The sequence below is a fragment of the Kitasatospora sp. NPDC056531 genome, from assembly GCF_042794375.1.
In the GTDB taxonomy this organism is placed as follows: Bacteria; Actinomycetota; Actinomycetes; order Streptomycetales; family Streptomycetaceae; genus Kitasatospora.
In genome coordinates, this window is the sequence record NZ_JBHTTU010000095.1 from 1 (window position 1) to 25,363 (window position 25,363).

Annotated in this window: 16 protein-coding genes; 13 read left to right on the plus strand and 3 right to left on the minus strand. The window is 73.1% G+C overall.

Annotation, left to right across the window (positions count from 1 at the left end; all coding sequences use genetic code 11):
- The 13 genes from ACFQ87_RS38160 to ACFQ87_RS38220 all read left to right on the plus strand — a co-directional run.
- The coding region (locus ACFQ87_RS38160) for an amino acid adenylation domain-containing protein (RefSeq protein ID WP_380615535.1) at positions 1–10,136 on the plus strand (10,136 nt) is incomplete at its 5' end.
- Between the two features lie 3 nt (positions 10,137–10,139).
- The gene (locus ACFQ87_RS38165) at positions 10,140–10,355 is read left to right on the plus strand and encodes an MbtH family protein (RefSeq protein WP_380615536.1); all 216 of its coding nucleotides are present in this window, start codon (positions 10,140–10,142) and stop codon (positions 10,353–10,355) included.
- An 11-nt stretch (positions 10,356–10,366) separates the two neighbouring features.
- Positions 10,367–11,626 carry a cytochrome P450 gene (locus ACFQ87_RS38170; protein WP_380615537.1) on the plus strand — a complete coding sequence of 420 codons (1,260 nt, stop codon included), beginning with the start codon at positions 10,367–10,369 and terminating at the stop codon, positions 11,624–11,626.
- 30 nt (positions 11,627–11,656) lie between these two features.
- On the plus strand, positions 11,657–12,400 hold the full coding sequence (locus ACFQ87_RS38175; protein WP_380615538.1) for an SRPBCC domain-containing protein: 744 nt from the start codon (positions 11,657–11,659) through the stop codon (positions 12,398–12,400).
- Positions 12,401–12,432: 32 nt separating this feature from the next.
- Entirely contained in the window at positions 12,433–12,621 is a 189-nt protein-coding gene (locus ACFQ87_RS38180; protein ID WP_380615539.1) for a hypothetical protein, read from the plus strand.
- A gap of 306 nt (positions 12,622–12,927) precedes the next feature.
- Positions 12,928–15,033, plus strand: a complete 2,106-nt coding sequence (locus tag ACFQ87_RS38185; RefSeq protein ID WP_380615540.1) for a SpoIIE family protein phosphatase — start codon at positions 12,928–12,930, stop codon at positions 15,031–15,033.
- A gap of 211 nt (positions 15,034–15,244) precedes the next feature.
- A complete protein-coding gene (locus ACFQ87_RS38190; RefSeq protein ID WP_380615541.1) occupies positions 15,245–16,387 on the plus strand; it encodes a 4Fe-4S dicluster domain-containing protein in 1,143 nt (380 codons plus the stop codon).
- Entirely contained in the window at positions 16,387–17,193 is an 807-nt protein-coding gene (locus tag ACFQ87_RS38195) for an FAD/NAD(P)-binding protein (RefSeq protein WP_380615550.1), read from the plus strand. The genes ACFQ87_RS38190 and ACFQ87_RS38195 overlap by 1 nt, the downstream gene beginning before the upstream one ends.
- Positions 17,194–17,198: 5 nt before the next feature.
- On the plus strand, positions 17,199–17,978 hold the full coding sequence (locus ACFQ87_RS38200; protein WP_380615542.1) for an oxidoreductase: 780 nt from the start codon (positions 17,199–17,201) through the stop codon (positions 17,976–17,978).
- A complete protein-coding gene (locus ACFQ87_RS38205; RefSeq protein WP_380615543.1) occupies positions 17,975–19,270 on the plus strand; it encodes a Ni/Fe hydrogenase subunit alpha in 1,296 nt (431 codons plus the stop codon). Before ACFQ87_RS38200 ends, ACFQ87_RS38205 begins: the two co-directional genes overlap by 4 nt.
- Before the next feature lie 5 nt (positions 19,271–19,275).
- Positions 19,276–19,776, plus strand: coding sequence for a hydrogenase maturation protease (locus tag ACFQ87_RS38210; RefSeq protein ID WP_380615544.1), 501 nt, complete (start codon positions 19,276–19,278; stop codon positions 19,774–19,776).
- 265 nt (positions 19,777–20,041) lie between these two features.
- A complete protein-coding gene (locus ACFQ87_RS38215; RefSeq protein ID WP_380615545.1) occupies positions 20,042–20,167 on the plus strand; it encodes a hypothetical protein in 126 nt (41 codons plus the stop codon).
- Entirely contained in the window at positions 20,167–21,489 is a 1,323-nt protein-coding gene (locus tag ACFQ87_RS38220) for a PP2C family protein-serine/threonine phosphatase (RefSeq protein WP_380615546.1), read from the plus strand. Before ACFQ87_RS38215 ends, ACFQ87_RS38220 begins: the two co-directional genes overlap by 1 nt.
- Positions 21,490–21,567: 78 nt before the next feature.
- On the opposite strand, the gene ACFQ87_RS38225 is transcribed toward ACFQ87_RS38220, so the two are convergent.
- From ACFQ87_RS38225 to ACFQ87_RS38235, 3 genes are all read right to left on the minus strand, one after another.
- On the minus strand, positions 21,568–22,446 hold the full coding sequence (locus ACFQ87_RS38225) for a universal stress protein (RefSeq protein WP_380615547.1): 879 nt from the start codon (positions 22,444–22,446) through the stop codon (positions 21,568–21,570).
- Between the two features lie 299 nt (positions 22,447–22,745).
- Positions 22,746–24,080 (minus strand): nicotinate phosphoribosyltransferase, encoded by a 1,335-nt coding sequence (locus tag ACFQ87_RS38230; RefSeq protein WP_380615548.1) that lies wholly within the window; start codon positions 24,078–24,080, stop codon positions 22,746–22,748.
- A gap of 4 nt (positions 24,081–24,084) precedes the next feature.
- The coding region (locus ACFQ87_RS38235) for an HAD-IC family P-type ATPase (RefSeq protein WP_380615549.1) at positions 24,085–25,363 on the minus strand (1,279 nt) is incomplete at its 5' end.

Below are 25,363 nucleotides of genomic sequence, written 5' to 3' on the forward strand. Positions count from 1 at the left end.
GGCCGGCGGAGGGCATCATCGGGCTGGTCGAGTACAGCACCGATCTGTTCGACCGGCGGACCGTCGAACTGCTCTTCACCCGATGGACCAGGCTGCTGGCCGAGGCCGCCGCCGACCCGGCGCAGCCGATCGGCGTGCTCGAGGTGCTCGACGAGGAGGAGCGTCGCGCTCTGCTGGCCGGCGCCGACGACACCGCGCCGGAGGTCCGGGAGCGCGACGTGCCGACCATGTTCGCGGCACGGGTCGCCGCGGCTCCGGAGGCCGTCGCGCTGGTAGCCGCCGACCGGAGCGAATTGACGTACCGCCAGCTCGACGCCATGGCCAACCGGTTCGCCCACTCGCTGATCGCGCGCGGGGTCGCACCGGAGCAGGTGGTGGCGGTGGCGCTGTCGCGGTCCGTCGAGTGGGTGGTGGCCGTCCTGGGTGTGCTCAAGGCCGGGGCCGCCTACCTGCCGGTGGATCCGGCGTACCCGCGGTCGCGGATCGACCTGATGCTGGCGGACGCCTCGCCGGTCGTGGTGGTCGACGACCCGGCCCTGGTGCGGGAGGCGGACGGCCACCCGGACGGCGATCCGGCGGTGGTCCTGGACGCCCGGCACCCGGCGTACGTGATCTACACCTCGGGTTCGACCGGCCGCCCCAAGGGTGTGGTGGTCGGCCACGGCGGTGTGGCGAGCCTGGTCGCCACCCAGGTCGAGCGGCTCGCCGTCGGGGCGGACAGCCGGGTGCTCCAGTTCGCCTCGCCCAGCTTCGACGCGTCGTTCTGGGACCTGTGCAGCGCCCTGCTGACCGGCGCCACCCTGGTGCTGGCCCCGGCCGAAACGCCGCTGGAGGCGTTGACCGACCGGACACTCGGCGTCACCCATGTGATCCTGCCGCCCTCGGCGCTGGCCGCGCTGGGTGACGCCGAGCCCGCGGCCGCCACGCTGGTGGTGGGCGGCGAGGCCTGCCCGCCGGAGCTGGTGGCCCGCTGGGCACCGGGCCGACGGATGGTCAACGCGTACGGCCCGACGGAGACGACGGTGGCCGCGACGATGAGTGACCCGCTCGCGCCCGGCGCGGGTGTGCCGCCGATCGGGCGGCCGGTCGTGAACACCCGGGTGTACGTGCTGGACGAGCGGCTGCGGCCGGTGCCCCCGGGCGTGCCGGGTGAGCTGTACGTCGCGGGTGCGGGTCTGGCGCGCGGCTACCTGAACCGCGCGGGTCTGACGGCCGGGCGTTTCGTGGCCTGCCCGTTCGGACCGGCGGGCGCGCGGATGTACCGCACCGGCGACCTGGTGCGCTTCCGTACCGACGGTCAGCTGGAGTACGTCGGCCGGGCGGACGACCAGGTGAAGGTGCGCGGCTTCCGCGTCGAACCCGGCGAGGTGGAGGCGGCGCTGGCCGAGCACCCCGCTGTTGCCCAGGCCGCCGTCCTCGCCAAGGACGACCGACTCCTCGGCTACGTCGTCGTTCGCCAGGACACCGCACTCACCTCCGCGCAGCTGCGCGGCCACCTGCTCGGCCGACTGCCCGAGTACCTGGTGCCGGCCGTCCTCACGATGCTGGACGCGCTGCCGCTGACCCCGAGCGGCAAGCTGGACCGCCACGCCCTGCCCGTGCCGGACGTCACCGGCAGCGGCACCGCCGGCGGCCGTAGGCCGCGGACTCCACAGGAGCAACTGCTCGCCGAACTCTTCGCCGAGGTGCTCGGTGTGACCGAGGTCGGCGCGGACGACAGCTTCTTCGACCTGGGCGGGCACTCGCTGCTCGCCACCCGCCTGGTCGCGCGGGTGCGGACCGTGCTCGGCGTCGAGGTCGGGCTGCGCGCGCTCTTCGAGGCGCCGACCGTGGCCGCACTGGCGGCACGGCTCGCCGACGCGGGCCAGGCTCGGCCGGCGCTGGCCGCCCGGCAGCGGCCGCAGACCGTGCCGCTGTCCTTCGCGCAGCGCCGGCTCTGGTTCCTGCACCGGATGGAGGGCGCCTCCGCCACCTACAACATCCCGCTGGCGCTGCGGCTCAACGGGACGCTGGACCGGGCGGCGCTGGATCTGGCGCTGGCCGATGTCTCGGCCCGGCACGAGAGCCTGCGGACGGTGTTCCCCGAAGTCGACGGTGTGCCCTGCCAGCAGGTCCTGGACCCGGCCGAAGCCCGGCCGAGGGTGCGGGTGAGCGAGGTTCGGGAGGACGAGCTGGCGCAGCGGTTGGGCGAGGCGGCCCGGAGGCCGTTCGACCTGGCGATGGAACCGCCGCTGCGGGCCGAGCTGTTCGTGCTCGCGCCGCAGGAGCACCTGTTGCTGGTGGTGATGCACCACATCGCGGGCGACGGCTGGTCCACCGGCCCGCTGGCGCGAGACTTGGCCGGGGCCTACGCGGCCAGGTGCCAGAGTCGAGGCCCGGCGTGGGCGGAACTGCCGGTGCAGTACGCCGACTACACGCTGTGGCAGCGCGAGCTGCTCGGCGACCCAGCCGATCCTGACAGCCGCTTCGCCGAACAACTCGACTACTGGACCGAGCAGTTGGCTGACCTTCCGGAGCGGCTCCCGCTGGCCGCGGACCGGCCGCGCCCGGCCGTCGCGAGCTACCGCGGCGACCAGCTCCCTCTGGAGCTGACTCCTGAACTGCACGCCGCTCTGGTGGAGTTGGCTCGGCGCTCGGGTGCGAGTCTGTTCATGGTGCTGCAGGCCGGCCTGGCCGCGCTGTACACGCGACTCGGTGCGGGGACGGACATCGCGATCGGCAGTCCGATCGCGGGGCGTACCGATGAGGCGCTGGACGATCTGGTCGGGTTCTTCGTCAACACGCTGGTGCTGCGTACGGACACGAGCGGTGATCCGAGCTTCGCCGAGCTGTTGGAGCGGGTGCGGGAGACGGCGCTGTCGGCGTACGCGCACCAGGACGTGCCGTTCGAGCAGCTGGTGGAGGTGCTGAACCCGTCCCGCTCGTTGTCGCACCACCCGCTGTTCCAGACGATCCTGGCCCTGCAGAACGCGCCGATGGGCGAGCTCGGCCTGCCCGGCCTGCGGGCGTCCACCTTCGCCGTGCCGACCGGGACGGCCAAGTTCGACCTGGGCTTCAACCTGAGTGAGCGGTTCGGTCCGGACGGAAGCCCGGCCGGGATCGTCGGCGCGGTCGAGTACGCCACCGACCTGTTCGACCGCTCGACGGTCGACGCCCTCGCCCGGCGCTGGACGCTCCTGCTGGAGGCCGTCACCGCCGACCCGGAGCAGCCGATCGGAGGGATCGACCTCCTCGATGCCGACGAGCGGTACCGGCTGCTGGAACGGGACAACGCGACCGCCCGCGAGGTGGGCGCCGTCCCGGTGCCGCAGGCCTTCGCGGCGCAGGTGGCGGCGACGCCCGATGCGGTCGCCCTCTTCTGTGGCGACACTGAATTGACGTATCGTCAGCTGAATGCGCGGGCGAACCGGTTCGCGCATGCGCTGATCGCCCGGGGGGTGGGCCCGGAGCAGGTGGTGGCGGTGGCCCTGCCGCGGTCGGTGGAAGCGGTGGTGGCGGTCCTGGGCGTGTTGAAGGCCGGGGCGGCGTACCTGCCGGTGGATCCGGCGTACCCGGCGGCGCGGATCGCGTTCATGCTGGCGGACGCCCGTCCGGCGGTGGTGGTCGACGACCCGGCGCTGGTGGTCGGGGGCGACTGGCCGGACACCGACCCGGACGTCGCGCTCGATGTCCGGCACCCGGCCTACGTGATCTACACCTCGGGTTCGACCGGCCGGCCGAAGGGTGTCGTGGTCGGCCACGGCGGTGTGGCGAGTCTGGTCGCAGCGCAGATCGAGCGGTTCGCGATCGAACCCGACAGCCGGGTGCTCCAGTTCGCCTCGCCCAGCTTCGACGCCTCGGTGTCGGAGATCTACACCGCCCTGCTGTGCGGCGCGGCCCTGGTGCTGCCGTCCGCGGCGGATCCGGTCGCCGCGCTGACCCACCCGGACCTGGCGGTCACCCACGTGACCGTGCCGCCGTCCGTCCTGGCCGCGGTGCCGGAGGGTTCGGTGACCGTGTCGACGCTGGTGGTGGCGGGGGAGGCGTGTCCGCCGGAGCTGGTGGCGCGCTGGGCGCCCGGGCGGCGGATGGTCAACGCGTACGGGCCGACGGAGACGACGGTGTGCGCGACGATGAGCGACCCGCTCGCACCCGGCTCGGGCGTGCCGCCGATCGGCCGGCCGATCGCCAACGCCCGGGTCTACGTCCTGGACGAGTGGCTGCGGCCGGTGCCGCCGGGCGTGCCGGGTGAGCTGTACGTCGCGGGCGCCGGGCTGGCGCGTGGCTACCTGAACCGGCCGGGTCTGACGGCGGGGAGGTTCGTGGCCTGCCCGTTCGGGCCGGAGGGCGCGCGGATGTACCGCACCGGTGACCTGGTGCGCCGGCTCGGTGACGGTCAGCTGGAGTACGTCGGCCGGGCGGACGACCAGGTGAAGGTGCGAGGCTTCCGGATCGAGCCCGGCGAGGTCGAGGCGGCGCTCGCCGAGCACCCCGGCGTCGCGCAGGCCGCCGTCCTCGCCCGGGACGACCGGCTGATCGGCTACGTCGTCCCGCGCCAGGACACCGCCAGGGACGACGGCCTGGAAGCGGACCACGTGGGCGAGTGGCGGGACATCTACGACGCCCTGCCCATCACCCCCGGCGAGGCCGCCTTCGGCCAGAACTTCGTCGGCTGGAACAGCAGTTACGACGCCAGCCCGATCCCGGTCGAGCAGATGCGGGAGTGGCGGGACGCCACCGTGGCCCGCATCCTGGACCTGCGCCCCCGCCGGGTGCTGGAGGTCGGCGTCGGCACCGGCCTGCTGCTCTCGCAGGTCGCACCGCACTGCGAGTCGTACTGGGCGACGGACTTCTCCGCCACCGCGATCGACGCCCTGGCCGCCCAGGTCGCCGGGCAGGAGGACCTGGCCGACCGCGTCGTGCTGCAGACCCGGCCGGCCCACGACACCGACGGCCTGCCAGCCGGGCAGTTCGACACCATCGTGATCAACTCGGTGGTGCAGTACTTCCCGTCCGCCGACTACCTCACCGACGTGATCGACCGGCTGATGCGGCTGCTCGCCCCCGGCGGCGCACTCTTCATCGGCGACGTCCGCAACCTGCGACTGCTGCGCCCGCTGGCCGCCGCCGTCCAGCTGCACCGGTCCGGTGACGGCGGCGACCTCGCCACGGTGCGCCGCGCCGTGGAGCAGGCCGTCAGGGTCGAGAAGGAACTCCTGGTCGACCCGGACTTCTTCACCGTCCTGCGGGAGCGTGGCACGGACATCGGCGCGGTGGCCGTGGAGGTCAAGCGCGGCCGTCACCACAACGAACTGACCCGCTACCGCTACGACGTGACGCTGCACAAGCCGCCGGTCGCCCCGGCGGCCCCGAGCCGGTCCGTCGAGCTGGAATGGGGCCGGCAGGTTGCCGCGCTGGACGAGCTGCGCGAGCTGCTCGCCCGGCCGCACGCGGACGTACTGCGGATCACCGGGGTGCCGAACCGTCGGGTGGCGCGGGAGTCCGCCCTGGCCCGGGCGGTGCAGGACGGCGACGGCTCGCTCGCCGAGCTGCTGGAACGGCTGCACGCCCCGGAGGAGGGCGATCTCCCCGACCCGGAGGACTTCCACGCCCTCGGGCTGGAGTTCGACCGCCGGGTGGGCGTCACCTGGTCGGCCACCGAGGCCGACGCTGTGGACGTCGTCTTCGCCGACCCGCGGGCACAGCACGGTTTCCGGGTCGAGCCGTTCCAGCCGACGGGGACCACCGGCAGGCCGCTGTCGTCGCTGACCAACCGCCCGACCGGCAACCGGGGCACCGGCGCCCTCCTCGGCGAACTCCGCGACTGGCTGCGCGAACGGCTGCCCGACTACCTGGTCCCGTCGGCGTTCGTGGCGCTGGAGGCGCTGCCGCTGACGGCCAGCGGCAAGCTCGACCGTCGTGCTCTGCCCGCCCCCGACCTCGGCTCGGCCGGAGCCGGGCGGGCGCCGCGCACCCCGCAGGAGCAGCTCCTCGCCGAGCTGTTCGCCGAGGTGCTCGGCTTGGCCCAGGTCGGGGCCGAGGACAGTTTCTTCGACCTGGGCGGGCACTCGCTGCTGGCGACCCGCCTGGCCTCCAGGGTCCGGGCGACCCTCGGCGCGGAGCTGGAAGTCAGGACGTTGTTCGAGACCCCGACCGTCGCCGGACTGGCGGCCCGCCTCGACGGCTCCGGCACGGCGCGGCCCGCACTGACCGCCCAGCCCCGCCCCGAGCGGGTGCCGCTGTCCTTCGCCCAGCGCCGCCTGTGGTTCCTGCACCGGATGGACGGGCCGAGCGCCACCTACAACATGCCGCTCGCGCTCAGCCTGACCGGTGAACTCGACCGCCCGGCCCTGCACGCCGCGCTCGGGGACGTGGTCGCCCGGCACGAGAGCCTGCGGACGGTCTTCCGTGAGACGGACGGCGTGCCGCACCAGGTCGTGTTGAGTGCCGTGCAGGCACACCCCGTCCTGCCGGTGGTCGAGCTCGACGAGAGCGCACTGGCCGAACGGTTGGCGCAGACGGCCCGGCGCGGCTTCGACCTGGCGGCGGAGCCGCCGGTCCGGGCGGAGCTGTACGCGCTCGCGCCCGACCGGCACGTACTGCTGGTCGTCGTGCACCACATCGCCGCCGACGGCTGGTCGATGGGGCCGCTCTCCGCTGACCTCGCGACGGCCTACGCGGCGCGGTGCCGGGGTGAGGAACCGCAGTGGTCCCCGCTGCCGGTGCAGTACGCCGACTACACCCGCTGGCAGCGTGACCTGCTCGGCGACACCGCCGATTCGGACAGCCTGTTCGCCCGTCAACTGGCCTACTGGAAGGATGAGTTGACGGGCGTGCCGCAGCAGCTGCAGCTGCCTGCGGATCGGCCGCGGCCGCCGGTGGCCTCTCAGTTGGGCAGCCGGGTCGTGGTCCGGCTGGACGCCGAACTGCACGGGGCTCTGCGGGACCTGGCCGCCGCTCGGGGTGCCAGCATGTTCATGGTGCTCCAGGCCGGCCTCGCCGCGCTGCTCACCCGGCTCGGCGCCGGCACGGACATCCCGATCGGCAGCCCGATCGCCGGCCGTACCGACCAGGCGCTGGACGAGCTCGTCGGCTTCTTCGTCAACACCCTGGTCCTGCGCACCGACACCGGCGGCGACCCCGGCTTCGCCGAACTGCTCGGCCGGGTGCGGCAGAAGGCGCTGGCCGCGTACGACCACCAGGACGTGCCCTTCGAGTACCTGGTGGAGGTGGTCAACCCGGTACGGTCGCTGGCGCACCATCCGTTGTTCCAGGTCATGCTGGCCCTGCAGAACGCGCCGCTCGGCGAGTTCGCGCTGCCGGGGTTGGAGACCGGCCACCTGGAGGCACCGACCGGGACGTCACGGGTCGACCTGACGTTCAGCCTGGCCGAGCAGTTCCGCCCGGACGGCGGCCCCGCCGGCCTGGTCGGCGCGGTGGAGTACGCCACCGACCTGTTCGACGCTCCCACGGTGGAGCTGCTGTTCGAGCGCTGGGCCCGGCTGCTGCGCACGGCGGTCGTCGACCCGGACCGGCCGATCAGCCGCATCGACATCATGTCCGACGAGGAACGGCGCCGACTGGTGTCGGTGTCCAACGGCGCCGTTGTCGAACTGCCCGAGGCCGCGGTGCCGGAGCTGTTCACTCGCCAGGTGGGCGTCACCCCGGACGCGGTGGCCGTCGTGGCGGGCGGCACCGAGCTGACCTACCGGGAGCTCGACCTGCGGTCCAACCGGCTCGCGCGGGCGCTGATCCGTCAGGGCGTACGGCCGGAGACACCGGTCGCGGTGCTGCTGGACCGCTCGGCGGACCTGGTCGTGGCGATCCTGGCGATCATCAAGGCGGGCGGCGCCTACGTGCCGCTGGACTCGCGCTTCCCCTCCTCCCGGATCGACCTGATCCTGCGGGAGAGCGGGGCCGCCCTGGTGCTCACCCAGGAGGTGCTGACCGCGCTGATGCAGTCCGAACCCGATCCGTCGGGCATCGAAGTCCCGTGCGAACCGGAGCAGTTGGCGTACATCATGTACACTTCCGGCTCGACCGGGCGGCCGAAGGGCGTGGCCGTCACCCACCGGGACGTGGTGGGACACGCGCTCACCCCCGAATGGCGCGGCGGCGGACACGAGCGGGTGCTGATGCACTCGCCGACGGCCTTCGACCTCTCGACCTACGAGCTGTGGGTGCCGCTGCTCAACGGAGGCCGGGTCGTGGTCGCACCGCCCGAGCAGCTCGACCTCGACCTGCTGCAGCACACGATCGCCGCGCACGGTGTGACCGGCCTGTGGCTCACCGCCGGACTGTTCCGCCTGGTCGCCGAAGAGCGCCCCGGCCTGCTCGCCGGGGTGCGCGAGGTCTGGACCGGCGGCGACGTGGTCTCCCCGGCCGCCGTCGCGCGGGTACTGGAGGCCTGCCCCGGTATCAAGGTGGTCAACGGCTACGGGCCCACCGAGGCCACCACCCTGGCCACCTGCCATCCGGTGCGCACCCTCCCCGAGCACGCCGCGACCGTGCCGATCGGCGGGCCGATGGCGAACATGCGGGCCTACGTGCTCGACGCCGGGCTGCGGCCGGTGCCGACGGGCCTGGTCGGTGAGCTGTACCTCGCGGGGACGGGCGTGGCCCGCGGCTATCTCGGCCGCCCCGGCCTGACGGCGGAGCGCTTCACCGCCGACCCGTACGGGCCGGCCGGGAGCCGGATGTACCGCACCGGCGACCTGGCGTGGTGGCTCCCCGACGGCACGCTGGAGTTCGCCGGACGCGCCGACCACCAGGTCAAGCTGCGCGGCCTGCGGATCGAGCCCGGAGAGATCGAGGCGATCCTGGCGGGCTGCCCGGGCGTCGCCCAGGTGGCCGTGGTCGCCCGGGAGGACCGGCCGGGTGACAAGCGGCTGGTCGCCTACCTGGTGCCCGCCCCCGAGGGCGCGCCCGAGGCGGGCGAGCTGTCCGGCCGACTGCGCCGGGAACTGCCCGACTACATGGTGCCGGCGGCGTTCGTCACCGTGGACGCGCTGCCGCTGACCGCCAACGGCAAGCTCGACCGGGCCGCCCTGCCCGCCCCCGAGTACGGGGCCTCGGACGCCGGACGCGGCCCCCGGACGCCCCAGGAGCAGCTGCTGTGCGGCCTCTTCGCCGAGGTCCTCGGCCGGGAGCAGGTGAGCATCGACGACGGCTTCTTCGACCTCGGCGGGCACTCGCTGCTGGCCGCCCGCCTGGCCTCCCGCGTCCGCGAGACCCTCGGCCTGGAGCTGGGACTGCGCATGCTGTTCGAGGCACCGACCGTGGCCGGGCTCACCGAACGCCTGGTCATGGACAATCCCGACGACGCGCTGGACGTGGTGCTCCCGCTGCGGTCGACCGGGACCGGCACGCCGCTGTTCTGCATCCACCCCGGCGGCGGAATCAGCTGGTCGTACAGCGGACTGCTGAACCACATCGGTCCCCAGCACCCGGTCTACGCGATCCAGGCGCGCGGCCTCGGCCGGCCTGAACCCCTGCCGACCTCCTACGAGGAGATGGCGGCCGACTACGCCGACCACGTCCAGAAGATCCAGCCGGAGGGCCCGTACCTGCTGCTCGGCTGGTCCGCCGGCGGGCTGATCGCCCACGCGATCGCCTGCGAGCTGCAGGCGCGCGGCGAGCGGACCGCACTGCTGGCGATCCTCGACGCGTACCCCGTGAAGGACGTGCAGTTCGAGGTGGCTCCGGTGCCCACCGTGCGGGACGTGCTCGTCGGTGTGCTCGACGTCGACCCGGACGAGCTGGGCGACCAGGTGGTGACCTACGCCGAGGTCGCCGAGGTCCTGAACCGGCGGGGCAGCGCGCTGCAGGGCCTGACCGAGCGGCAGGTCGAGGTCATCGTCGACATCATGATCAACAACGCGAAGCTGTCGGTCGACTTCGTCCCCGGCGGTTTCGACGGGGACCTGCTGCTCTTCAACTCCACGATCGACCGGGCCGAGGACAACGCCGGGCCCGAGACCTGGCGCCCCTACGTCGCCGGCCGGATCGAATCCCACGAGATCACCACCCGGCACGACCGGATGACCCAAGCCGGCTCGCTGGCCCAGATCGGACCGATCCTGGCCGCCAGGCTTGCCGAGGCCATCGGTGACACCGATGACACCGATGGCACCACCCTTTCCCACCAGGAGGACTGACCCATGACCAACCCCTTCGACGACCAGGACGGCACCTTCCTCGTGCTCGTCAACGACGAGAACCAGCACTCGCTCTGGCCGCAGTTCGCGGACGTCCCCGCCGGCTGGACCGTCGCCCACGGCCCCGACACCCACGCCGCGTGCCTGGAGTACGTCGAGCAGGCCTGGACCGACATGCGGCCCAAGAGCCTCGCCGACGCCATGGACGCCCAGCGGTAGCGCGGCTCGCAGTGAACCTGACCGAAACCACCGACGAGGCCCGCGACAGCGCGGGCCTCGCCCGGCCCGGCGACCTCGCCGTGGCACTGGACACCCCCGAGGCCCGCCGGGACCCGTACCCGTTCTACGCCCGCATGCGGCGCGAGGACCCGGTCCACCGCAGCGCCCAGGGCATCTGGTACCTCACCCGGTACGCCGACGTCGAGGTGGCGCTGAGCGATCTGCGGCTCTCCAACGACCGGGACCGGATGACCCGGGCCTACGGTGCGCTCGGCGGCGACCTGAAGGCCTTCAGCCGGCTCACCGACCGGCTGGGCCGGGTGATGACCAACACCGACCCGCCGGACCACGCCCGGCTGCGCAAGCTGGCCAACCGGGCCTTCACCGCCCGACGGGTCGAAGCGTTGCGCGGCGGCGTCCAGCGCATCGTCGACCGGCTTGTCGACGGGGCGGTCGCGGCGGGGCCGACCATGGACCTGATCGAGGCGGTCGCCGCCCCGATGCCGCTGTCAGTGGTCTGTGAGCTCTTCGGCATCCCGCCCGAGGACCGCCCCCAGGTCGAGACCTGGTTCCACCGCTTCGGGCGGATCGGCGAGGACATCGACAAGTCCGAGGCGGCTCTCGACCAGTACGAGGAGTACCTCGCCCGACTCGTCCGCCGGCGCCGTGCCGACCCGGGCGACGACCTGATCAGCGCCCTCGTCGCGACGCAGGCCCAGGACGACCGGCTCACCGACTCGGAACTGCTCTCGACCTGCTTCGTCCTCATCACCGCGGGTAGCGAGACCACCACCCACCTGGTCGGCAACGGCCTGCTCGCGTTGCTGCGCCACCCCGACCAACTGGCCCGGCTGCGCGCCGACCCGGGACTGATCCGCACCGCCGTCGAGGAACTGTCCCGCTACGACACGCCGACCCAGGCGATCGTCCGGGTCGTCGCCGAGGACCTGGAGATCGGCGGCCGGACGCTGCGCGAGGGCGAACCGGTCTACCTGTTCCTCGCCGCGACCAACCGCGACCCCGAGCGCTTCGAGGACCCCGACCGGCTCGACCTGACCCGCCCCGGCAACCGGCACCTGAGCTTCGGCATCGGCCCGCACTTCTGCCTCGGCGGCCCGCTGGCCAAACTCCAGGCCGAGGTGGCCGTCGGCACGTTGGTCCGCCGGCTCCCGCACCTGCGGCTGGCCGATGAGGCCGCCGGCGGGGCCGCCCTCGAATGGCGGCCGAACCCGCTGCAACGGCGGCTGCGCGCCCTCCCGCTCACCTACTGACGACTGAACGACGACGAAGGAGAACTGACCATGGCCCGAGAGTTCGAGGTCCGCCGGGAGCAGGACCTGCCCGCCACACCCCAGCAGGTCTGGGACGCCGTCGCCACCGCCGCCGGCAACCTCGGCTGGCTCTACACCATGGAGATCGAGCCGCACGTCGGAGGAAAGGCCACTCGGGGCGATGCCACCGTCGTGACGTGGGAGCCGCCGCACCACTTCGCGGTCCGGGCGACCCAGGACGGCGGGTTCTCCAACACGCTCAGCTACCACATCGAGCCGGTCGACGGTCGAACGAGTCACCTGAAGATGGGGATCCACTGGGTGCACACGGGAGTCGTCGACGACACCTGGAGGTGGGACGCCAAGTCGGACGCGGCCGAGAAGCACGTCGACTTCTACCAGCACGGCCTCGCCGAGTACCTCCGGCACTTCGCCGGCCGCCCCGCCGTCTACGTCAAGGCCCAGCGCCCCGGACCCACCGCCGACCCGGCCGACTTCGCCGCCCTGCGCCGACGCCTCGGCCTCGCCGAGGACGCGGCCGTCGGCGACCGGCTCCCGATCCACGTCCCGGGCCCGGACGGCGGCCCCGAGGAGGTGGTCGTGGACTGGCTCAACGCGGACTTCGTCGGTCTGCGCGGCCCGGACGCGCTGTACCGGTTCTTCAACGGCAGTACCTGGAACGTGCCGATCTGGCTGGGCCATCACCTGTTCGCCGAGGACGCGGACGAGCAGGCGGCCGTCAAGGCCTGGGAAGCCTGGCTCAACGGCGCCTGACCCGCCGCACGGCGGACAGCCGAAGGACCCCTGTGGAAACACTGCTCCGCGCCGCCGGAATCGTCGAGGAAGACGGCACCTACGAGCTCGTCGTGCAGGACGTGCGGCGGGACACCGGCCAGTCCACTCCGGTCCCCAAGTCGATGGTGGACAAGCTCCCGACCTTCCTGTCGGCGCTCAGCGCCAAGCTCGCCGCCACACCGGCGCGCAGCCGCCGGTAGACCTCCCGCGACCCCCGAGGCCGGGTGCCGTCCGCGAACAGTCGCGCCGGACGGCACCCGGCCTTGTCGACACCCGTCGAGGAGGGCCGGTTGGGCCCGGAGCGCGGGCCGGTAGGCCCTCGGGCCCGTATGTCGGGCCCGTGCCTCGGGCACCTCCGCCGGTCCGCAGGCGCCGGACGGTCCGGCCGGCCGAGGTGGTGCGGGGCCGTCCGGCTGGCGGCTTCGGTCCGCGGAGGGAGGATGAAGTGAACCGGCGCCGTCGCCGTCGCTGCGGGCGGGTGCGCGTCGGCAGGAGGAGGTGGCCGGATGGAGGCCGGGCACGTGGTGCCGTCGGGAGCGGCCTCATCGGGCCGGGATCCCGCGATGGAGCCGGGCGGGCTGCTGGACGTGCTGGGTGTCGCCGCGGTGGTGCTGGACGCCGAGGGGCGGATCGTGCTGTGGAGCCCGCAGGCCGAGGACCTGTTCGGTTACCGGGCGGCCGAGGCCCTCGGCCGCCCCGCCGCGCAGGTGCTGGTCGACGAGCAGCACCTGGAGCTGGTGCTGTCGCTGTTCGCGCAGGTGATGGCCGGCGGCGGGGTGTGGGCCGGGGTCTTCCCGGTGCGGCACAAGGACGGTTCCACGCTGCTGGCCGAGTTCCGCAACATGCGCCTGGAGGACGAGAACGGCCGGTACTACGCGCTCGGCCTGGCCTCGGCCCAGGCCACGCTGCGGCGCCTGGAACGGGACCTCGCACTGTCGCTGCGGCTGGTGGAACAGTCCCCGATCGGCCTGGCGGTGATGGACACCGACCTGCGCTACGTGCTGGTCAACCCGGCGCTGGAACGCATCAACGGACTGCCCGCCGCCAAGCACCTGGGCCGTACCGTTCGGGAGGCCCTGCCGTTCCTCGACATCCAAGCGATCGAGGCGGCCATGCGGGAGGTGCTGGCCACCGGCACCCCGCTGCTGAACCAGTTCACCACCGGACACACCCACGCCGACCCCGAGGTCGAGCACGCCTGGTCGGCATCCTTCTACCGCCTGGAGGACCCCGCCCACCGCGTGATCGGCATCGCCCTCACAGTCGTCGACGTCACCGAGCAACACCGGGCCGCCACCGCCGCGGCCGCGGCCCGGCGGCGCCTCACCGTGATCGCCGACGCCTCCGAACGCATCGGCACCACCCTCGACCTCGACACCACCGCCCGCGAACTCGCCGATGTCCTCGTCCCGGAGTTCGCCGACATCGCCGCCGTCGACATCCTCGAAGCCGTCCTCACCGACAGCCAGCCCCTGGACACCATGGGCAGCCCGGCCCTGTTCCGGGCTCTTGCCGTCAAAGCCGCCTACCCCACGCCCGCCACCGAGGCCGCCGACCCTGTCGGACAGATCACCCGCTACGATGCCACCCGCCTGGTCACCCGCTGCGCCCGCACCGGCAGCTCGATCCTGCTGACCCACGTCACCGACCACGACCTGACGCGTATCGCCCGCGACGAACAGGGCGCCGAACTGCTCAGGCAGGCCCACCTCCACTCCTACCTGGCCGTGCCGCTGCGCGCCCGGGGCCAGGTCCTCGGCGCACTGGACCTCAAACGTGCCCGCAACCCGCAGCCGTTCGACCACGACGACCTGGTACTGGCCGGCGAACTCGCCGCCCGCGCTGCCGTCGCCATCGACAACGCCCGCTGGTACCAGCGCCAGCGCCACGCCGCGCTCGCCCTCCAGCGCCACCTGCTGCCCGGCCCGCCCCCGCAGCCACCCGGACTGGAGGTCGCCTACCGCTACCAGCCGGCGGCGAGCGTCGTAGAAGTCGGCGGCGACTGGTTCGACGTCATCCCGCTGAGCGCCGACTCGACCGCCCTGGTCGTCGGTGACGTCATGGGCAGCGGCATCAACGCCGCCGCCACCATGGGCCAACTGCGCACCGCAGCAAGGACCCTGGCCGGTCTCGACCTGGAGCCCGCCGCTGTCCTCACCCACCTCGACGGGATCGCCGCCGGCCTCGGCGAGTCCATCGCCACCTGCGTCTACGCCGTCTACGACCCCCGCTGCCACCGCTGCCGCATCGCCTGCGCCGGGCACCTGCCCCCCGTCCACACCCGCCCGGGTCGCCCGCCGGTCCTGCTCGACCTGCCCACCGGCGCACCCCTGGGAGTCGGCGGCGTCGCCTTCCGCGACACCCTTCTCGACCTCGCCGTCGGGGACGAACTCGTGCTCTACACAGACGGGTTGGTGGAGACGCGCGACCACGACATCGACACCCGCCTCGCGGCCCTCACCGACCTCCTCGGTCGGTCCCGCCGCTCCCCGGAGGAGACCTGCGACCTCCTCCTCGGCTCCCTGCACCACGAGAGCGGACACGACGACGTCGCCCTGCTCGTCGCCCGTGCCCAGCCCCTGCCGCGTGCGGCCGGACCTGCGCGTCCGTGAACCCGACTGGCGCGCACGGTTCACCACTGCTTCCAGCGCTCTCGCTCTCCGGCAGCGCGCCCCGGTTGGCGTCACCCGGACCCTCGCCGTCCTCGCGGAGTTCCCGTGCGGGGCCGACCGGCCCATGCGGAATCACGGGATACGTCGGACAGTGGAACTACGCGGACCACCCGCCCCGGGCGGTGCCGGAGACCAGCCAGAGGACAGCCCGATGGAGACCACCGCATCACTCGCGGAACTGGACGAGGAAGGCCTTGCCGCGCTCGTCGGCGCGCTGTGGCAGCGCGGCTTCACCGTGATCGGGCCGACGGTCCGGGACGGCGCGATCGTCCTCGCCGAGCTGGCTTCGGCGGACGAGCTGCCGCACGGCTGGGGCGTCGAGACCGAGGCCGGCACCTACCGGCTGCGCCGACGCGACGACCGCGCCGCCTTCGCCCACTCCGCCGGGCCGCAGTCCTGGAAGACCTTCCTGCACCCGCCCCGGGCCCGGCTCTGGCAAGCCGACCGGCACGAGAACGGCACGGTCACCGTCCGTGAGGACGACGAGCCGCCGCCCCGCTACGCGTTCCTCGGGGTGCGCCCCTGCGATCTGCGCGCGATCGCCGTCCAGGACAGGGTGCTGGCCAGCGGTGCGTACGCCGACCCCGTGTACGGGCCCCGGCGCGCCGGCGCGTTCCTCGTCGTGGCCGAGTGCACCGAGCCCGGTGGAGTCTGCTTCTGCGTTTCCATGGGCACCGGCCCCGGCCTGCCCGACGGCTCGGCCTACGACCTGGCGCTCACCGAGACCGTGGAACCCGAAGGCCTGCGCTACCTGGTCCGTGCCGGCAGCCCGGACGGCGAGGAGATCCTCGCCGGACTCCCCACCCACCCCACCGACGGCGAGCACGCCCGCCAGGCTGTCGCGGACGCCGCCGGCCGGATGGGCCGGGAGATGGACGCCACCGACCTGCGCTCGCTGATGGCCGGCACCATGACGGCCGAGCGCTGGGACCAGGTCGCCGGCCGTTGCCTGACCTGCGGAAACTGCACCATGGTCTGCCCCACCTGCTTCTGCACCACCACCGAGGAGGTCACCGACCTCACCGGCGACCACGCCGAGCGCTGGCGCCGCTGGGACTCCTGCTTCGATCTCGACTTCTCCTACCTGCACGGCACCGGCCCGGTCCGGTCCTCCGCCCGCAGCCGCTACCGCCAGTGGCTCACCCACAAACTCGGCACCTGGTACGACCAGTTCGGCTCCTCCGGCTGCGTCGGGTGCGGCCGTTGCATCGCCTGGTGTCCGGTCGGCATCGACATCACCGAGGAGGTCGCCGCCCTGCGCGCCGAGGCCGCCACGTCCGAGGGAGCGCCATGATGCACGCGACGACCCCCGTTCCGTACCGGGTCCTGGCCCGTCGCCGGGAGACAGCCGACACCGTCACCCTCGACCTCGTCCCGGCCGCCGCCCCGCTGGGGCCGTTCCGGCCCGGTCAGTACGCCATGCTGTACGCCTTCGGCACCGGGGAGATCCCCCTCTCCACCAGCGGCATCACCGGCGACACGCTCACCCACACCGTCCGCGCGGTCGGAAAGGTCAGCGAGGCGCTGTGCCGCTCCGAGCGCGGCGACTGGATCGGCACCCGCGGCCCGTACGGCACGGCCTGGCAGACGCCGCCCGCCGGCAGCGACGTGGTGGTCGTCTCCGGCGGCATCGGACTCGCCCCGCTGCGCCCGCTGATCGAGGAGGTCCTCGCCCGTGCCGAGGTGTACGGGACGGTCTCGGTGCTCACCGGGTACCGCGACCCCGGCGAGCAGCTGTTCCTCGACGACCTGCCGCGCTGGCGCTGCAGGGCGGACGTCCAGACCACGGTGGACCGCCCCGAACCCGGCTGGCGCGGCTCCGTCGGGCTGGTCACCGGCCTGCTGGACGGCACCAACTACCGGCCCGAGCGTTGCGCCGCCTACCTGTGCGGCCCGGAGGTCATGATGCGCGCCACCGCCCGGGAACTCCTGCGCCGGGGCGTCCCCGCCGAGCGCATCCGGGTCTCGCTGGAACGCAACATGCGCTGCGCCACGGCCTGGTGCGGCCACTGCCAGCTCGGCCCCGTCCTCGTGTGCCGGGACGGCCCGGTCTTCGGCTGGGACCACGCCGGAGGCCTGCTCTCCACCCCCGAGCGGTGAGCGCCATGGGCATCCCGCGCCTGGCCGTCTGGAAGTTCTCCTCCTGCGACGGCTGCCAGCTCGCCCTCCTCGACTGCGAGGACGAACTCCTCGCGCTCGCCGGGCAGATCGAGATCGGCTACTTCCTGGAAGCCTCCCGCCGCGAACTGCCGCCGCCCTATGACCTCTCGCTCGTCGAGGGCTCCATCGCCACCGCCGCCGACCTGGAGCGCATCCAACGGGTCCGCGAGCAGTCCCGGTACCTGGTGACCATCGGCGCCTGCGCAACCGCCGGCGGCGTCCAGGCGCTGCGCAACCTGGCGAGCCTGCCCGAGTACCAGTCCGTCGTCTACGCCCGCCCCGAATACATCGACAGCCTCGACCGCTCCACCCCGATCTCCGCCCACGTGAAGGTCGACCTGGAACTGCGCGGCTGCCCGATCGACAAGCGGCAGCTACTGGAGGTCATCACCGCCTACCTTGCCGACCGCAAGCCCGACATCCCCACCCACAGCGTCTGCTTCGAGTGCAAGCTGCGCGGCACCACCTGCGTCACCGTCGCTCACGGCACGCCGTGCCTCGGCCCCGTCACCCAGGCCGGCTGCGGCGCGCTCTGCCCGGCGTACGGGCGCGGCTGCTACGGCTGCTTCGGTCCGATGGAGACGCCCAACACCCGCGCGATGCTGCCCCTGCTGCGCCGCGACGGCGTGGCGGACCGGGACATCGCCCGCCTCTACCGTACGTTCAACGCCGAAGCCCCCGCTTTCGCGGAGGCGGCCCGGCAGCCCACGGAGGACAGCGGATGACCCACCGCACCCAACGGACCCTCACCGTCGGGGCGTTGGCACGCGTCGAAGGCGAGGGCGCGCTGCACGTCTCGGTCCGCGACGGCGAGATCGAGGACGTCAGGCTGCGGATCTACGAGCCCCCGCGCTACTTCGAGGCGTTGCTGCGCGGCCGTCGGTACACCGAACCGCCTGACCTCACCTCGCGCATCTGCGGGATCTGCCCGGTCGCGTACCAGATGAGCGCCTGCCACGCGGTCGAGGACGCGTGCGGGGTCGTCGTGGACGGCCAACTCGCGCAACTGCGGCGGCTCTTGTACTGCGGGGAGTGGATCGAGAGTCACACCCTGCACGTCTACCTGCTGCACGCCCCCGACTTCCTGCGCCTGCCCGACGCGCTGGCACTCGCCCGCACCGACGCCGCCCTCCTGCAGCGCGGGCTGCGGCTGAAGAAGGCCGGCAACGAGATCGTCGAGGTCCTCGGCGGGCGGGCGATCCACCCGGTCAACGTCCGGCTCGGCGGCTTCCACCGGCTTCCGACCCAGGCCGAACTCGACCACCTGGCGGAGGTGTTGCGCCAGGCGCGCACGGATGCCGAGGACACTCTCGGCTGGGTCGCCGGGTTCGAATTCCCTGAACTGACGGTTAATCATGAACCGCTCGCCCTCACCGAGCCCGATGGCTACGCCATCGACTCCGGCACCCCCACCGGTGCCCTCGCCGGTCCATTCGCGCTGCGGGACTTCGAGCACCGCGTCCGGGAGCACCAGGTGCCGCACTCCACCGCCCTGCATGCCGCCCTTGACGGCCGGCCGCACCTCGCCGGGCCGCTCGCCCGCTGGAACCTCGGCAGCGGGCGCCTGCCCGCCGAGGTCCGCGTGTTGGCCGCCGAGGCCGGGCTCGGCCAGCGCTGCGACAACCCCTTCCGCAGCATCGTGGTCCGGGCGGCGGAGGTGCTGTGGGCCGTCACCGAGGCGCAGCGGATCCTCGAGCGCTACGAGCCGCCGCCCGCTCCGGCCGTCCCTGTCCCGCCCCGGGCGGGCACCGGGTACGGCGCCACCGAGGCCCCGCGGGGACTGCTCTACCACCGGTACGACCTGGACGCGGACGGCCTCGTCCGGCGGGCCGTGATCGTCCCGCCGACCGCGCAGAACCAGGCCGCGATCGAGGCCGACCTCCAGGCCTTCATCCAGCCCCGGCTGTACCTGGACGACGCCGAGCTGACCCGCCAGTGCGAGCAGGCAATCCGCAACTACGACCCGTGCATCTCCTGCGCGGCCCATTTCCTCACCCTCACCATGGACCGGAGGTGAGGACCATGGACGACCAACGCATCGTCGTCATCGGCGTCGGCAACGAGTTCCGCCACGACGACGGCGCCGCCGTGTCCGTCCTGGCGGAACTCGCGGCCGAGGACCTTCCCGTCGACCGGGTGACCCTGTGCGATGGCGAGCCCACGCGGCTGATGGAGCTGTGGGAGGGCGCCGATCTCGCCGTCGTGGTCGACGCGGTGCACAGCCACCCGGGCGAGCCGGGACGGATCCACCTGGTCACCGTGGACGCCGACCACCTGCTGGCGGATCCGCTCGCGGACGACGAGGCGGCGGCCGGCACCCACGGCCTGGGCCTCGGCCACGCCGTCGCCCTGGCCGCCGCGCTCGCCAAGCTGCCGCGCGAGCTGCTGATCGTCGCGGTGGAGGGCGCGGACTTCTCGATCGGCGAGGGTCTGAGCCCGGCCGTCGCCGATGCGGTGCCGCGTGCGGTCGCCGAGGTCCGCCGGGCGGTGGCGGAGCACCAGACGGAGGCACCGGGGCCATGACCACCGAACTGCGGATTTCGGCAGGGTGAATGGCAGCCACTCGGGTAGCGAGAGCGGGAGCTGCGGTTTCGACAAGCTGATCAGGCGCCACGTGCTCTGATCATGTGTGACATGCCGCTTACGGCGTAATGCCTGGTGTCGGGTCGTTCGGCGGGTCACGCTTGTGCGTCGTTGATCACGGTCGTTCAGGAGTCCGTGGGTGTACAGATCGTGTGAGCGGCTTTACGGGCTGATTCGCCGAGATCGTCGGCTGGACCCTACGCTGTTGGCGCAGGCGTTGGCCCAGGAGGTTGAGGTCCGCCGGAAATCGGTCGGCCTGATCCGGACCGGCATCGACTCATACCGGCTCAAGGCCACCGAGATCGAGCAGCAGACGAACAGGCTCCGGTGATGGCAAGGAACCAGGACAACTCCCAGCCGCCGGCTGGGTCCCGGCGTCTGCGGCTGGGCGTCGAGCTCGAACAGATCGCCGAGCAGCTCAGGTCGCTGGCCCGGGCCCAGGACCGGCTGCATGACCTGTATGAGGCGGTCCTCGGCCGGGACGTGGACCTGCCCGTGGTGCTGCAGCTGATCGTCGACACCGCGATGGAACTGGTCGGCGCCCGCTACGGCGCGCTCGGTGTGCTCGATGAGAACGGCGAGCACCTCGACCGGTTCATCCCGGTCGGCCTGTCGGAGGAGGAGCGGGCCGACCTGGGCGAGGTGGACCTCCCGCGCGGCCACGGCCTGCTACGGAGCCTGATCACCCACCCCGAATCGCTGCGCGTCGACGATATCGCCGCCCACCCCGACTCGGTGGGCTTCCCGCCCGGTCACCCCCCGATGCGCACTCTGCTCGGGGCCGCGATCAGCACCCGCGGCAAGATCTACGGCGACCTCTACGTCGCCGAACGGCGCGACGGCCAGCCCTTCGACGCCCACGACGAAGCACTCATCGTCGCACTCGCCAGCGCTGCGGGCCTGGCCATCGACGACGCCCGCCTGTACGAGCAGACCCGCCTCGACGCCGAACAGTTCCAACGCATGCTGCTGCCCCGCCTGCCCGACCTGCGGCCCTTCGACGCCGCCGCGGCCTACCGTCCCGCCAGCACACCCGGCCGCATCGGCGGAGACTGGTACGACGCACTCCTGGTCCCCGACCACGCCTGCGCAGCCGTCATCGGTGACGTCGTCGGCCACGACCTGGAGGCCGCCGCCGCCATGGCCCAGATCCGCAACATGCTGCGCGCCCTGCTCTACGACCAGCGCACCCCGCCCAGCGCCGTCCTCGCCCACCTCGACCGGGCCCTGGAAGCGATCACCGACCAGCCCGTCACCACCGCTTGCCTGGCCCGCATCGAGCCCGCCCAGCCGGGCACCTGGACGCTGCGCTGGAGTACCGCAGGCCACCCCCCACCCTTGCTGCTCACTCCCGACCACCGAGCCCGCTACCTGCACGCCGCCCCCGACCTGCCCCTCGGTGTCGACACCGCCCAGCCGCGGGCGGACCACGCCCACCCCGTGCCGGCGGGTTCCACAGTGATCTTCTTCACCGACGGTCTCTTCGAACACCCGAAACACCCGATCGAAGCAGGGCTGGAGCGCTTGGCCGCCCTCGCCACCGAACACGCCGCTCTGCCCCTGCCGGACTTCGTCCAAGCCCTGGCCGACCATCACCCCAGCGACGGCCACGACGACATGGCCGTCCTCGCCCTCCGCACCCCAGGCGCCTGACGGTGTTCTACCTGTCCGCGCAGACGAGCATCATCAAGGACGGGCCGAAACCGGGACTGTGGTTCATGAGTTCCCTGCTCAGTGCCGGGGCACGGGCACGATCACGATTGGGCAGTGCGCGCGGTGCAGCAGGCCGTGCGGGACGGAGCCCAGCCGCATGCCGGTGGAACCGCCCTGCCCGCGGCGGCCGACGACCACGGCGAGGGCGTGTTCGGAGGCGGCGCCCAGTTCCTCGACCGGGTGGCCGTGCACCAGTTCGTGGGTCACGGTCACGTCGGGGTGGCGCTCGTGCCGACCAGCGGTGGACTCGACGAGCAGCCGGCGGAGGATCTGTTCGGTGGCCGGTTCGTCGAGGTTGCCGACCGGCGGGCGCTGCCACGCCCAGATGGCGCGCAGGGTGGCCCGCCGTTCGGCGGCCAGGTCGAAGGCGAAGTCGACAGCGGCCTGCGAGGACGGGCTGCCGTCCACACCGACCACGACATAGGGCGGGTCCTGGGTGACGTGCTCGGGGTCGCGGACGACCACGACCGGGCAGGGGGACTGGGCGCTCACCGGGACGGTCACCGAGTAGGCGCTCAGCAGCTCGGCCGTCCGCCCCAGCCGACGGGAGCCCAGGACGATCAGCTCGGCGTGGACGGACTCCCGGTACAGCACCAGGGCCGGGAGGTCCTCGTCGACGGCCGTGACGACCTCCAGACCGGGGTGCCGTTCACGGGCCGTGCTGGCGGCCCGGTCGAGCACCTGGTCGGCGCGCTGGCGCAGGGCCTTGCGGTGGCGGCCCTCGTCGAGGACGCCGAACTCGTGGAACAGCGACGGGACGGCGTGTACCAGCCGAAGCGGCAGGCCCCGGCGGTCTGCCTCGTCGGCGGCCCAGACAGCGGTCATCGGGCCGGTGTCGAGCGCGTCGACGCCGAGGACGACGGGACGGCGCGGGCCGTCCGAACTCACGGGTGTCATGGTTCCTCCTCGGACCAGACGACCGGACCTTGCTCCCACGCTAGGCAGGCCCGGGGCCCGGCGCGAGGGCCGACCGGCCCAGGGCCGTGAGCCTGCGGCCCCACCTGTGACACCCCCGACCGGTGACTCGGGCCGGCCCACGGGGCTCTGGGGGGGCGGACCGTCGACAGCGGCAGAGTGGAGCACAGACCGAATGAGGAGGTGGCCACGATGGTCCGGATCAAGGTCGTCACCCGGCCGGCCCGCCCCCACGAACCCCCTCCGCTCGACCTGCGGACGCCCTCCGGTCGTCGGTTGCCCTATTGAGTGGCGCGCATCCGCTCCTCGATCCGTCGGCGGACGTCGGTGGTCAGACGGGCCAGTCGCTCGGAAACGGCGGCGGCAGGCATCTGCGGGGAGTGGATCCGCCGTACGGTGGGCGGGAGCTGGGCGAGGTCGGCCTCGAAGGCGGCCCGGGCCTCGGAGAGCGTGCCCGGTGGGCTTGTCCGCTTGCCGTCCGTCATGACCCTCCGTAGCAGAGGCGCCGTCCCGGGCGGGGCCAGCTCGTCCAGGAGCGCGATCGTGTCCACGAGCCCCGGCCCCCGGAACACCTGCTTGGCCCCCGGCGCGGTGGCCTTCCCCGTCGACAGCTTCATCATCGGCCGCCCGTCGTACGCGACCAGCTTGTACGCGGCATCCAGGTACGGCGCGTCCGCCGACACCCCGACCAGCGTCCCCACCGCGAAGACGTCGATCGGCGCCCCGGACTCGACCAACCGCTCGATCCCGTACTCGTCGAGCCCGCCGCTGGCCGCGATCCGCACACCGGTCAGTCCGGCCCCGTCCAGGATCCGGCGCGCGGTGACCGCCAACGCCCCCAGGTCCCCGCTGTCGAGCCGTACGGCACAACCTTCTTGTAGCCCCAACTCCCGCAGTACCTGGGTGGCTACGGCGACCCCGCGTGCGGTGTCGTAGGTGTCGACCAGGAAGGTCACCGGCCCGGGGTGGGCCCGGGCGAAGGCCCGGAAGGCCGCCGCCTCGTCGCCGAAGGCCTCGACGTACGAGTGCGCCATGGTGCCGATGGCGCGAAGCCCGTACGCATGGGCCGCCGCCACGTTGCTCGTCCCGGCGAACCCGACCACCGCCCCCAGGCGCGCCGCCTGCGCGCCCGCCGAGACGCCGTGGGTGCGCCGCAGTGAGAAGTCCACCACCGGCCGACCCGCCGCCGCCAGCACACACCGGGCGGCCTTCGACGCCACCGCGCTCTGGTGGCACACCTGGTTGAGCAGGTAGGACTCCACGAACTGCGCCTCCGGCAGTGGCGCGGTGACCTCCAGCAGCGGCTCCCCGGGCAGGAAGATCCGTCCCTCCGGCACGGCCCGGACCTCCCCGGTGAACCGCAGATCCAGCAGCGGCTCCAGCTCGGCGTTCGGGCGCTTCAGCACGTTCGCGAAGGCAGCGACGTCCGACTCGTCCACCCTCATCCCGGCGAGGTGATCGAGCGCGGGTTCCAGCCCGGCCGCGACCAGGAAACCGCGTTCGGGCGGGGGCTTCCGGACGAAGAGACTGAACGTGGCCGGTTCCGTCATGCCCTCCCGCAGGTACGAGAGGGCCATCGTCACCTCGTACAGGTCGGTGACCTGGGCGTTCGACATGGCGTCAGATCCCTTGCTTGCGGAGGCGGGCGGCGACGAATCCGGCGAGTCCGGCGACGGCGGGTGCGGCGAGATCGCTCCAGGTGAGTGGCGCGGTGTCGAGCACGTCGCGGAGGAACGGCAGGTACAGGGCGGCCGCCGCAAGCATGGCGGAGGCGAGGAGGGCCGCAGGGAGGAAGAGGTTCGCGCGGGTCAGTAGCCGTTCGCGCAGGCCCAGGACGGTGCCGAGCTGGGCGGCCAGGAGGGCGAGGAACAGGACGCTCTGCCACGGGCGTTCACCGTCGCGCGCCCAGATCGCGGCGCCGAGGGCGACGGCCGCCACGACGAGGCCGAGCAGCAGCACCCGCTGCCAGACACCGGAGCCCAGGATGTGCTGGTGCGGCGGGCGCGGGGGGCGGGCCATCGCGCCGGGGGAGACCGGCTCCGCGCCCATGGAGACGCCGGTGAGGCCGTGGGTGAGCAGGTTGATCCAGAGGATCTGGCCCGCCCGCAGCGGCAGCGCCAGACCGAACAGCGGACCGGCCAGCATGACCAGGATCTCGGCGGCGCCGCCCGCCAGGCCGTACACCAGGAAGCGGCGGATGTTGTCGTAAACCCGCCGGCCCTCCTCCACCGCGCTGACCACGGTGGCGAGTTCGTCGTCGGCGAGGACCAGGTCGGCGGCCTGGCGGGCGACTTCGGTACCGCGCCGTCCCATGGCCACGCCGATGTCCGCCTGGCGAAGGGCGGGGCCGTCGTTGACTCCGTCGCCGGTCATCGCGGTGACGGCGCCGCGGGCGCGCCAGGCCTGGACGATGTCGAGCTTCTGCCTGGGGTCGGTCCGGGCGAACACCCGCGCGTGGGGCAGGTCGGTGACCGCCAAGGACTGCCCGCCGGCCACTGCCTCGAGCCCGGCGGTCCGTTCCAGCAGGCCGACGCGGACGGCCAGCGCGCGGGCGGTGGCCGGATGGTCGCCGGTGACCAGGACCGGAACGATGCCGGCCCGGCGGCAGGCGGCCAGTGTGGCGGCGGCCGGGGGCTTCGGCGGGTCGGCGAGCGCGGTCAGCCCGAGCAGACGAAGAGCCGTTTCCGCATCCTCGGGCGGGTCGGGGTGCCGGTCGAGGGTTCTCCGGGCCACGGCGAGCACCCGGAAGCCCTCAGCGGCGAGTTCGTCGGCGGCGCGGCGGGCCTCGTCCAGCAGTGCCGGAGGCTCGGCCAGGACGGCGGGGTCGAGAACGGCCTCCGGGGCGCCCTTGAGACAGACCAGCAAGCCGCCGTGAGGCGTCCGGTGGACGGTGCTCATC

What these genes read in the sequence shown, in the direction of transcription:
- ACFQ87_RS38165 (WP_380615536.1), top strand. Translation starts at nt 10,140, where the DNA reads ATGACCAACCCCTTCGACGACCAGGACGGCACCTTCCTCGTGCTCGTC.
- ACFQ87_RS38175 (WP_380615538.1), top strand. Translation starts at nt 11,657, where the DNA reads ATGGCCCGAGAGTTCGAGGTCCGCCGGGAGCAGGACCTGCCCGCCACA.
- ACFQ87_RS38185 (WP_380615540.1), top strand. Translation starts at nt 12,928, where the DNA reads ATGGAGGCCGGGCACGTGGTGCCGTCGGGAGCGGCCTCATCGGGCCGG.
- ACFQ87_RS38190 (WP_380615541.1), top strand. Translation starts at nt 15,245, where the DNA reads ATGGAGACCACCGCATCACTCGCGGAACTGGACGAGGAAGGCCTTGCC.
- ACFQ87_RS38195 (WP_380615550.1), top strand. Translation starts at nt 16,387, where the DNA reads ATGCACGCGACGACCCCCGTTCCGTACCGGGTCCTGGCCCGTCGCCGG.
- ACFQ87_RS38200 (WP_380615542.1), top strand. Translation starts at nt 17,199, where the DNA reads ATGGGCATCCCGCGCCTGGCCGTCTGGAAGTTCTCCTCCTGCGACGGC.
- ACFQ87_RS38205 (WP_380615543.1), top strand. Translation starts at nt 17,975, where the DNA reads ATGACCCACCGCACCCAACGGACCCTCACCGTCGGGGCGTTGGCACGC.
- ACFQ87_RS38210 (WP_380615544.1), top strand. Translation starts at nt 19,276, where the DNA reads ATGGACGACCAACGCATCGTCGTCATCGGCGTCGGCAACGAGTTCCGC.
- ACFQ87_RS38220 (WP_380615546.1), top strand. Translation starts at nt 20,167, where the DNA reads ATGGCAAGGAACCAGGACAACTCCCAGCCGCCGGCTGGGTCCCGGCGT.
- ACFQ87_RS38225 (WP_380615547.1), bottom strand. Translation starts at nt 22,446, where the DNA reads ATGACACCCGTGAGTTCGGACGGCCCGCGCCGTCCCGTCGTCCTCGGC.
- ACFQ87_RS38230 (WP_380615548.1), bottom strand. Translation starts at nt 24,080, where the DNA reads ATGTCGAACGCCCAGGTCACCGACCTGTACGAGGTGACGATGGCCCTC.